At 72.2% G+C, this 9,771-nt stretch carries 13 protein-coding genes; 1 reads left to right on the top strand and 12 read right to left on the bottom strand.

The window, feature by feature from the left end; translation table 11 throughout:
* The 10 genes from ybgF to ruvC all read right to left on the bottom strand — a co-directional run.
* Nucleotides 1-828, bottom strand: an 828-nt coding sequence (gene ybgF / locus VLI41_RS13805) for a tol-pal system protein YbgF (protein WP_325268660.1), incomplete at its 3' end; no start/stop codon positions are given.
* On the bottom strand, nucleotides 828-1,388 hold the full coding sequence (gene pal / locus VLI41_RS13800) for a peptidoglycan-associated lipoprotein Pal (RefSeq protein WP_325268659.1): 561 nt from the start codon (nucleotides 1,386-1,388) through the stop codon (nucleotides 828-830). The genes ybgF and pal, both read right to left, overlap by 1 nt.
* Nucleotides 1,389-1,444: 56 nt before the next feature.
* Nucleotides 1,445-2,740 (bottom strand): Tol-Pal system beta propeller repeat protein TolB, encoded by a 1,296-nt coding sequence (tolB, locus tag VLI41_RS13795; RefSeq protein ID WP_325268658.1) that lies wholly within the window; start codon nucleotides 2,738-2,740, stop codon nucleotides 1,445-1,447.
* Between the two features lie 26 nt (nucleotides 2,741-2,766).
* Nucleotides 2,767-3,555: an energy transducer TonB gene (locus tag VLI41_RS13790; RefSeq protein ID WP_325268657.1), complete on the bottom strand. Its 789-nt coding sequence runs from the start codon at nucleotides 3,553-3,555 to the stop codon at nucleotides 2,767-2,769.
* Nucleotides 3,552-4,070: a biopolymer transporter ExbD gene (locus VLI41_RS13785; RefSeq protein WP_325268656.1), complete on the bottom strand. Its 519-nt coding sequence runs from the start codon at nucleotides 4,068-4,070 to the stop codon at nucleotides 3,552-3,554. Before VLI41_RS13785 ends, VLI41_RS13790 begins: the two co-directional genes overlap by 4 nt.
* A gap of 1 nt (nucleotide 4,071) precedes the next feature.
* Entirely contained in the window at nucleotides 4,072-4,773 is a 702-nt protein-coding gene (tolQ, locus tag VLI41_RS13780) for a protein TolQ (RefSeq protein ID WP_325268662.1), read from the bottom strand.
* A 59-nt stretch (nucleotides 4,774-4,832) separates the two neighbouring features.
* On the bottom strand, nucleotides 4,833-5,285 hold the full coding sequence (locus tag VLI41_RS13775) for a YbgC/FadM family acyl-CoA thioesterase (RefSeq protein ID WP_325268661.1): 453 nt from the start codon (nucleotides 5,283-5,285) through the stop codon (nucleotides 4,833-4,835).
* Between the two features lie 123 nt (nucleotides 5,286-5,408).
* Nucleotides 5,409-6,440 carry a Holliday junction branch migration DNA helicase RuvB gene (gene ruvB, locus VLI41_RS13770; RefSeq protein ID WP_325268655.1) on the bottom strand — a complete coding sequence of 344 codons (1,032 nt, stop codon included), beginning with the start codon at nucleotides 6,438-6,440 and terminating at the stop codon, nucleotides 5,409-5,411.
* Nucleotides 6,437-7,051, bottom strand: a complete 615-nt coding sequence (gene ruvA, locus VLI41_RS13765; protein ID WP_325268654.1) for a Holliday junction branch migration protein RuvA — start codon at nucleotides 7,049-7,051, stop codon at nucleotides 6,437-6,439. Before ruvA ends, ruvB begins: the two co-directional genes overlap by 4 nt.
* 74 nt (nucleotides 7,052-7,125) lie before the next feature.
* Nucleotides 7,126-7,635 (bottom strand): crossover junction endodeoxyribonuclease RuvC, encoded by a 510-nt coding sequence (gene ruvC / locus VLI41_RS13760; RefSeq protein ID WP_325268653.1) that lies wholly within the window; start codon nucleotides 7,633-7,635, stop codon nucleotides 7,126-7,128.
* 104 nt (nucleotides 7,636-7,739) lie between these two features.
* On the opposite strand from ruvC, the gene VLI41_RS13755 reads away from it, so the two are divergent.
* Nucleotides 7,740-8,303, top strand: a complete 564-nt coding sequence (locus VLI41_RS13755) for an isochorismatase family protein (RefSeq protein WP_325268652.1) — start codon at nucleotides 7,740-7,742, stop codon at nucleotides 8,301-8,303.
* A 46-nt stretch (nucleotides 8,304-8,349) separates the two neighbouring features.
* On the opposite strand, the gene VLI41_RS13750 is transcribed toward VLI41_RS13755, so the two are convergent.
* On the bottom strand, nucleotides 8,350-8,880 hold the full coding sequence (locus VLI41_RS13750; protein ID WP_325268651.1) for a dihydrofolate reductase family protein: 531 nt from the start codon (nucleotides 8,878-8,880) through the stop codon (nucleotides 8,350-8,352).
* A gap of 92 nt (nucleotides 8,881-8,972) precedes the next feature.
* The coding region (locus VLI41_RS13745) for a site-2 protease family protein (protein ID WP_325268650.1) at nucleotides 8,973-9,771 on the bottom strand (799 nt) is incomplete at its 5' end.

Raw genomic sequence — 9,771 nt, 5'->3', positions numbered from 1 at the left:
CGCCGCCCGGCCCTTCACCGGCGCGCTCGCCTTGGGATATTTCCGCGGCAGCTCGGCCAGGGTCTGGCAGGCGTCGGTGGTCTTTTTCAGCGCGTTGAGTTCGCGGGCCAGCTCCACCAGGGCGTCGGGCGCCCAGACGGTCTTCGGCCAGCCGCGGATCGCCCCGATGAAGGCGGTCGCGGCCTCCGCGTGCGCGCCGCGCACCTGCAGGGTCTTGCCCCACCAGTAGCGGGCCTCGGGCGTCTTCGGCGCGTCGGGGTAGGCGGCCACGTAGTCGCGGAACGCGGCCTCTGCGGCGTCGTAGCTGCCGGCCAGCATCAGCTGCCGGGCCTGGGCGAACGCCTCCGTCGGGCTGGCCGCGGGTGGCGGGGGCGGTCCGGCCTCCGCTGCAGGCCCGGCGGCGGGGCCGCCCGCGGCGGTCGCAGCCTGCGCCGCATCGACTTTCTGCTCGAGCGCGCTCAGCTTGTCGGAGAGCGCCTTCACGTCGCCCCGCAGGGCGGCGTTCTCGCGCTTGGCCTCGTCCAGCTGGTGGGCGGTGGTCTCCAGCGAGCCGTTGACCCGTGTCAGGGTCTGCTCGAGGTCGCCCAGCCGGCTGGAGAGCTCCGAGAGCCGGGCGTCGGTGTCGGCCGGCTCGACCACGATGGGCTGCTTGCTGTCGCGCGCCCGGAACACGATGCTGCGAAGCTCGCCGACCACCTTCTCCATGTTGTCGAGCCGCCGGGCGTCGCGCTTGGAAAGGCTCTCGTCCACCGGCGTCTGGGCCGCCACGGCGCCCGCGCAGAGCGCGAGCCCCAGGGCGGCCACGAGCGCGACGCGTCGCTTGCCCATCAGCGGCTCGCCGCCCCGCCGGTGATCGCGGTGTGGGCGTTGCGGTTGTGCTGGTCGGCTTCCTCGCCGGAGCCGGGATCGATCGGCCGCTCCTTGCCGTAGGAGATGGTGGTGATCCGGCCGGACGAGACGCCGTGCGCCACCAGGTAGTCGTGCACCGCGTTGGCCCGCCGCGCGCCGAGCGCGAGGTTGTATTCGCGGGTGCCGCGCTCGTCGCAGTTCCCCTCGATGCGGACGCTGACGGCCGGGTATTTCACGAGCCAGGCGGCCTGGGCGTCGAGGATCGGCTGGGCGTCGGGACGGATCTGGAACTTGTCGAAGTCGAAATAGACCCGGTCGCCCACGTTGATCACGAAGTCCTGCTCGGAGCCGGGGATCGCCTGCTGGCTGACCGGGGCCGGCGGCGGCGCGGTCTCGGCGCGCGGGGCCGGAGCGGCCGCGGCCGGCGGGGTCGTCGGGTAGCTCGGCTTCGGCCGGTGGGCGCAGGCCGCCAGCGAGGCGGCGGCCGTCGCGACGAGCGCGATGCGCAGGGCGGTCTTGCGGTCTGGGATCGGAACCATGGCGAAGACGTCTCCTTTTCGACGGGACTTTAGGGGCGAGGTCGGGCGAGGCAAACCTATTGCAGGAGGGGCGACCAGGCGGGGTCGGAGCCGCCGAGCGGATAGGGCACCGGCTGCAGGATCCGGCCGGTGACGTCCACGGTCCAGAGCCGCGAGGCGCCGCTGGCGGCCTCGCGGGCGAACATCAGCACCCGCCCGTTCGGCGCCCAGGTGGGCCCTTCGTCGAGGTAGCTGGAGGTCAGGATGCGTTCGTCCGAGCCGTCCGGCTTCATCACCCCGATGTGGAACTCGCCGCCGGTCTGCTTGGTGAAGGCGATGTACTCGCCCGTCGGGCTCCAGACCGGAGTGGTGTAGCGGCCCTCGCCGAACGAGATGCGGTGCGGATTCGAGCCGTCGGCGCCCATCACATACAGCTGCGGGCTGCCCGAGCGGTCGGAATTGAAGACGATGCTGCGGCCGTCGGGCGAGAAGGACGGCGAGGTGTCGATGGCCGGATCCGAGGTCAGCCGCACGCTCGTGCGGTTGTGCAGGTCCATCACGTAGACATCGCTGTTGCCGGCGTGCGCGACGGAGAAGGCGACCTTCGATCCGTCGGGCGAGAAGCGCGGCGCGAACACCATGCCCGGGAACTGCCCGAGGCTCTCGCGCCGGCCGGTCTCCAGGTTGAACAGGTAGACGGCCGAGCCCTCCGGCCTGAGCGCCATGTAGGTGATCTCCTGGGAATTCGACGAGAACCTCGGCGTCATGACGATGAACGAGCCGTCGGTGAGGTAGCTCGGGTTGGCGCCGTCCTGGTCCATGATCGCCAGGCGCTTGACCTTGGCGGTGCGCCCGCCGCTCTCGGCCACGAACACCACGCGGGTGTCGAAATAGCCCTTTTCGCCGGTCAGCCGCTCATAGACCGCATCGGAGATCTTGTGGGCGATCCGCCGCCAGTTGTCGGGCGTGGAGGTGAACTCCAGGCCCAGCAGCTGCTGCTCGGCGTTCACGTCCCACAGGCGGAAGGCGACCCGCAGCTGGCCGTTCTCCGCCGTCACCTGCCCGTTCAGCAGCGCCTGGGCGCTGATCTGCTTCCACAGCGCGAAGCGGGGCTGCACCGCGGGATCGAGGTCGTGCTCCACGAAGCTCGCCGGATCCAGCGGCCGGAACAGGCCCGAGCGCTGGAGGTTCGCCGAGATCACGCCGGCGATGTCGGCGCCCTGCGGCCCGCCGAACGGCGGAATGGCGATCGGCAGGGGCTGGACGTCGCCGCGGTTGACGTTGACCTCGATCTCGGCGCGGGCGGGCGGCGCGAGCGCGAAGCTCAGCGTCAAGGCGGCCACGAAAGCGAAGGCGAGGCTCATGAACCGCATGGCTATGCTCCGGAAAAAGGATCGTGTCACGAGCAAGCGTCCTGCGCGATGAAATTGACCTTGACGCGCTGGCCGTAGAGGTCACGCGGCAGATTGCGGAACGGGGCGGCGGCGTAGACGGCGCTGACCGCGCGCGTGGCGCCCACCTGGGCGACGGCGCCCTGGCCGCGCACGATTTGCGAGCCCACCTGGCCCACCACCCCGCCGCCGGCGTCGAGCTGGAAGGTGACCGCCACCACGACGTCGCGGCCGCCCTGCACCTCGCAGTTGGGATTCCAGCGCCGCTGCAACTCGGCGACCAGGCCATTGAGGGCGGCGGCCGAGTGGCCCTGGCCCGCGCCCACCGCCGCGCGCGCCTGCTGCGCGGTCTCGGGGCGGGCCGCGCCCTTCGCGGCCGAGGAGGGCTTGGCCGGGGCGTGCGAGGCCGAGCGGGAGAGACTGGCGGCGAGCGCGTCGAGGTCGAGGCTCTTCTCCGGCTTGGCCGGCTTCTCGGCCTTGGTCGGGGCGGGCGCCGGGGCGGGCTTGGGCGCGGGCTTCGGCGGCGCGGGCGCGGGCGTGGGCTCGGGCTGCGGCGGCGGGGCGGCCTGGGGCGGGGCCTGCGGCTGCGGCGCCTCGGTCTGGGCGGTCTGCGCCTGCGGGGCCTGCTCGGCGGCGCGCAGGTCGCTCACGTCGGCGTTGGCGACGATGGTCACCGGCACGGCCGAGCCGATGTTCAGCTCGTGGGTGAACCGCCAGGAGATGAGCAGCGCCGCCAGCACGAGGGCGTGCAGGGCGAGCGAGCCCACGAAGGCGGGGTTGACCTCCGTTCGCCTCACCGCGTCGCGGGCTCCTGCGCTGGCGGCGCCTGGCCCAGATCGCCGCCCGAGGACGGCCCGCCGGTGTCGGTGATCAGGTTGATCGAGCTGAAGCCGGAGGTGGAGAGCGCCGCCATCACCTGCGCCACGGTCTCATAGGAGGCGCGGCCGTCGGCGCGCACGTAGATCGGCCGCTTGGGATTGTCGCCGACCGTCTCCTTCAGGCGCGGGCTGAGCCGGCTGAAGGCGACCTGGTCGTTCTGCACGAAGATCGTCCCGTCCGCGCGGATCGAGATGCTGACCGGCTTGGACTCGTTCTGCATCGCCGAGGCTTCCGTCTTCGGCAGCTCCAGCGGGACGCCGGCGGTGAGCAGCGGCGCGGAGATCATGAAGATGATCAGCAGCACCAGCATCACGTCGACCAGCGGAGTGACGTTGATCTCCGAAAGCGTGCCGCGCCGGCCGCGGCCGTAGCGCCTGCGGCTGCGCCGGCCGCCGCCCGAGGCCGCAAAGGCGTCGTTGGCGGACAGGCCCATGTCAGACCCTCTCGGCCAGCCGCCGCTGGATGGCGGTCGAGAGGTCGTCGGCGAAGCCTTCCAGGCGCGCGGCGTACTTGCCGGCCTTGGTCGAGAAGGCGTTGAAGGCGATGTAGGCCGGGATCGCCGCGATCAGGCCGATGGCGGTGGCGAACAGCGCCTCGGCGATCGCCGGGGCGACCACCGCCAGGTTGGTGTTCTTCTGGATCGCGATCGACTGGAACGCGTGCATGATTCCCCAGACCGTGCCGAACAGGCCGATGAACGGCGAGGCCGTGGCGACGATGGCCAGCAGGCCCAGCCCCTCCTCCACCCGCTGGCTCTCGCGCGCGATGATGGTGTCGAGCACCCGGTCGATCCGCTGGATCAGGAAGGCCGCCTGCGCGCCCTCGGCGACGCCCTTGGCGCGGGCGTCGCGCCATTCGCGAAGCGCGCTCTGCAGCATGCGCGGCAGCGCATGGCGCGCCCGCTCGCCGGACTCCGCGGCCACCTCCTCCAGGCTGCGGCCGGAGCCCACCGCGTCCTCGAACCGGTCGGCCTCGCGGTTCAGCGCGCCGAACCGGAAGGTCTTGTCGAGGATCACTGTCCACGACCACAGCGAGGCGATCGCCAAGCCCGCCATGACCAGCTTCACGACCCAGTCGGCGTTCACGATCTGGTGGACGAGCGAGAAGGATGCGGGGCTTACGGCGGCAGGATCCATTTGCACGGGCGATGTTGCGGAAGCTTCGAGGTTTCGGTTCAACCGAACCGGTGGCGAACTTAAGGCGGAGGCTCGGGAAACAGCGGCTTCAGCGCCGCCACCAGCCCGGGCGGCGGCCGCCTGGCGCGCCCGTCCAGGCCGATGCAGGCCGCCTCGACCTGGGCGGCGGCGATCAGCGCGTCCTCCCGCACGATCCTCTGGCTGATCAGCAGCCTGGGACCTTTCACCGCATCGTAGGTGGTGCGCACCAGGAGCGCGTCGTCGATGCGCGCGGCGCGGCGGAAGTCGACGGCGATGCGGGTCACGGTGAAGGCGGCCGGATCGGCGAGGTCCAGGAGCCCCTGGTGGCTGACGCCGGCCAGCCTCAGGAAGTCGGAGCGGCCGCGCTCGAAATAACGCAGGTAGTTGGCGTGATAGACGACGCCGGTGAAGTCGGTGTCCTCGTAGTAGATGCGCACCGGCAGGACGTGCTCGCGGCCGTCCAGCCAGCCGGCGCTCGGCGCCTGGTCCATCTCACTCACCGCTCATCCCCTCGACGGCGGGGACCCAAGCTGAATCGGCCGACGTGCTCAAGAGGGCGAGCGGTTGTTGCGGCTCCGCATGGATTCCCGCCTGCGCGGGAATGAGCGGACGGCTCATTCCTCGAACAGCTCCGCCTGGCCGGGCCTGGCGAGGGGCGGCGGGGCGGCGAGGCCCAGGTGATCGTAGGCCCTGGCCGTGGCCATCCGGCCGCGCGGCGTGCGCTGGATGAAGCCCTGCTGCAGCAGGAAGGGCTCGATCACGTCCTCCACCGCGTCGCGCGCCTCGGCGATCGCATAGGCCAGGGTGTCCACCCCGGCCGGGCCTCCGGCGTAGTGCTCGATGAGCGCCCTGAGGTACTTGCGGTCCAGTGCGTCGAGCCCGAGCTCGTCGACGTCGAGGCGGGCGAGCGCCGAGGCCGCGGCCGCGCGGTCGATCAGCGCGGCCCCGTCGGCGGCGGCGAAGTCGCGCACCCGCCTGAGCAGGCGTCCGGCGACCCTGGGCGTGCCGCGCGACCGCCGCGCGATTTCCGAGGCGCCCTCCTCGTCCAGCGCCAGGCCCAGCTTGCCGGCGGCGCCGGTCAGCACGGTCTTCAGCTCCTCCGGGCTGTAGAACTCCAACCGCAGGGGGATGCCGAAGCGGTCGCGAAGCGGCGTCGCCAGCAGGCCCGCCCGCGTCGTCGCCGCGACCAGGGTGAAGGGGGCCAGGTCGATGCGGATCGAGCGCGCCGAGGGGCCTTCGCCGATGATCAGGTCGAGGACGTGGTCCTCCATGGCCGGGTAGAGGATCTCCTCGACGTTGGCGGCCAGCCGGTGGACCTCGTCGATGAACAACACGTCGCGCGGCTCGAGGTTGGTGAGGATCGCCGCCAGGTCGCCGGCCTTGGCGAGCACCGGGCCGGAGGTGGCGCGGAAGTTGACGCCCAGCTCGCGGGCCACGATCTGGGCCAGCGTGGTCTTGCCCAGCCCCGGCGGGCCGAACAGCAGCACGTGATCGAGCGCCTCGCCGCGCCCGCGGGCGGCCTCGATGAACACCCGCAGGTTGGCCTTGGCCTGCGCCTGGCCGACGAACTCGGCCAGCGTCTGCGGCCGCATCGCCCGGTCCTGCGGCTCGAACGGCTCGGGCTCGGCCGAAACCAGGCGGGTCACCGGCCCAGCTCCTGCAGCGCGGCCTTGATCAGCGCGGGGGCGGCGGCTTCATCGCCCAACCGCACGGCCGCCTGTTCGACGACCCGCCGCGCCGCCGGCTCGGCGACGCCCAGGCCCATCAGGGCGGCCACCGCCTCGCCGGGGACCGAGGGCCTGGCAGGCTGCGCGGGTCCGATCTGGCCATGGAAGGCCGCCACGGGCCCGTCGGTGATCGGCTTGTCCTTCAGCTCGGTCGCGATGCGCAGGGCGAGCTTCGGCCCGACGCCCTGGGCGCGGGCGATCGCCGCCTTGTCCTCGCGCGCGGCCGCGGCGGCGAGCTCGGCCGGCGGCAGCACGTCCAGCACCGACAGCGCCGCCTTCGGCCCGACGCCCTGGATCGACAGCAGGATCACGAAGGCGCGGCGCTCCTCGCGGGAGAGGAAGCCGTAGAGCTTCATGCCGGTCTGCTCGCCCCACTGGGTCTCCACGTGCAGCACGGTCTCGCCGCCGATCTCCGGCAGCCGCGAAAGCGTCCTGGCTCCGCAGCGCACGACGTAGCCCACCCCGGCCACGTCGATCAGGGCGTCCTCCTCGGCCGTCTCGGCCACGATCCCGCGCAGGCGCCCGATCATCCGCGACTCACGTTCAGCATCTGTTCCAACATGCCGTAATCCGCGGTGAATCGCTTGATCAATCGTGAAGCCTGCTACGCCGCGCCGCGGAGCGTGCGCGCCTTGCGGGCGTGCGCGTGGGCGATCGCCACGGCCAGCGCATCGGCGGCGTCGGCGGTCGTCTCGCCGGCGGTCGGCAGGAGCCGGCGGATCATGAAGCCCACCTGCGCCTTGTCGGCGCCGCCGGTCCCCACCACCGCCTTCTTGACCACCGTTGCGGCGTATTCCGCGACCGGCAGGCCCGCGCGGGCCGGGGCGATCAGGCAGGCGGCCCGCGCGTGGCCGAGCTTCAGCGTCGATGAGGCGTTGGCGCTGACGAAGGTCTCCTCGACGGCGGCCTCGTCGGGGGCGTGCGCGGCGATGACCTCGCAGATCGCCTCGAAAAGGGTGAGCAGGCGAATCGCGAACGGCGCGGCCTCGTCGGGGCGGATCACCCCGTGCGCCACGTGCGCCAGGCGCGCGCCCTCGACCACCACCACGCCCCAGCCGGTGCGGCGGAGCCCCGGATCGAGGCCGAGGATGCGGACGGGGCGAATCGGGGTCATGGACGACCCGAAGGATGCGGCCGCCAATCCTTAAGGGCACGCGAAAACCCGCGGCCCCCGGGCGTGTCTGGACAACGCCGGTCCTCGGCGGCTAGCTGGCGGGCATGACCACGCTCTCCGACCGGCCGAACGCCGCGCTTCTCATCGTCGACGTGCAGAACCGCGTGATGGCGCTTTCGCACAATTCCCAGGCGGTGGTGGCGAACATCGCGAGCCTCGTCGCCAAGGCCCGCCGCGAGGGCGTTCCCGTCGTCTGGGTGCAGCACGCCAGCGAGGAATTGCCCGAAGGCAGCGAGGCCTGGCGCATCGTCCCCGAGCTCGCGCCCGATCCCGCCGAGCCGCTGGTCGGCAAGGCCTACGGCGACGCCTTCGAGGCGACGGCGCTGGAGAAGGTGCTGGCACGGCTCGGCGTCGGCCGGCTGGTGGTCGCGGGCGCCCAGACCGACGCCTGCATCCGCTCCACCCTGCACGGCGGATTGGTGCGCGGCTACGACGTGATCCTGGTGCGCGACGCCCACACGACCGAGGACCTCTCCCAATGGGGGGCGCCGCCGCCGGACCAGGTGATCGCCCACACCAACCTCTACTGGGCCTACCAAAAGGCTCCCGGACGGACCGCCGGCGCCGTCACCACCGCCGAGCTGGATTTCGCGGCCGCGGGCGCTTAGTTCGGCGAGTCCCCACCGACCCCAGCGGGCCTGACGGGTCCGGCGCTCAGGCGGGAACGTAGGTCAAGCGGATCGTGTCCTCGCCAATCGGGTCGCTCGCCGCCAGGCGGAGCGGCGGCCGCGGGCCGGCGAAGAAGGGCGCACCGCGACCCAGCACAATGGGTCGGAAATACAGGCGATACTCGTCGATCAGACCAAGGTCGCTCAGGCTTCGCGCCAGGTCCGGTCCGGCGACATCGATCTCTCCGACCAGCCGAGCCTTCAATTTGCCGATCGCCGTCCCGAGGTCGCCTTCGATGAGGGTCGCATTTGGGCCGACGGCCTTCAGGGAGCGTGACACGACCCATTTCGGCTGGGCTCGCCACGCCGCCGCGAACGCGCGTTCGTCGACCTCCCACTCGGGCAGGTCCTCGTCCCAATAGCGCATGATCTCGTAGGTGCGGCGGCCATAGATGCAGCCGGCCAGGCCGCGCACGTGCTCCAGGAAGTGACGAAAGAGCGCGGGCCCCGGCCGCATTTCCAGGTGGTCGACGTAGCCGTCCAGAGACTGGGACAATCCGAAGACGAGCTTCGCCATTCTGCCGGACCTCGAGCGCGGGGCCCTCACGATAGCTCGGGAGCTCGCGCCGCCGAAGCCCGGGCGTCCGGCTTCGAGCTTCCGGGCGCCCCCTAGCCGCGCCAGAAGCGGAAGGCGCGGAAGCCCTCGCCGATGCCCTCGGAGGGCACGCCGAGCGCCGCGGCGAGGCTCGCGCCCGTGCCGAACAGCAGGCGGCCGCCCACCGGCGAGAGGAAGATCAGCAGGAACAGCGCCACCATGACCAGCCCCTCGGCGCGGCGGATCGCCGGCGCCCAGGCGCCCGGCAGGAACGGCCGGATCGCCCCGAAGCCGTCGAGCCCCGGGATCGGCAGCAGGTTGAGGATCAGCCCGGTCGCCTGCAGGAAGGCCAGGAAGGCGACGGCGAAGAACAGCGGGCTCTCCCCGCCCGTCGCCAGCAGGACGCGGGCCACGAAGGCGAGGACCAGCAGCACGACGAAGGTGGCGAAGGGCCCCGCCAGCGCCGCGGCCGCGCGCCAGACCGGTCCGCGCATCAGGTCGTTGCGCAGATAGACCGCCCCGCCCGGGAAACCGATGCCGCCCAGGGCCAGGAAGACGATCGGCAGCACGACGCTGGTTCCCAGGTCCCCGTAGCGCCGCGGATCGAAGGCCAGGTAGCCCTTCGCCCGCACGGTGTGGTCGCCGCCGAAATAGGCGGTCAGCGCGTGGCTGAACTCGTGCGCCATCACCGAGAGCACCCAGCCCAGCATCACGAACGCGAAGGTCAGGGGGCCTGTCGCGACGCCGCGGACCAGCCCCCAGCCGGCCGCGAGAAAGGCCGCGAGCAGCACCAGGCCTACCAGGTTGTTCGGCGGCTTCCGCGGCGGCGGCGCGGGCTGCGGCTGCGGTCGCGCCGGCTCCGGCGTCGTGGGG

The organism is Phenylobacterium sp. (assembly GCF_035475775.1).
In the GTDB taxonomy this organism is placed as follows: Bacteria; Pseudomonadota; Alphaproteobacteria; order Caulobacterales; family Caulobacteraceae; genus Phenylobacterium.
The sequence above is the reverse complement of the archived record's forward strand: the minus strand, read 5'-3'. Positions and strand labels throughout refer to the sequence as shown.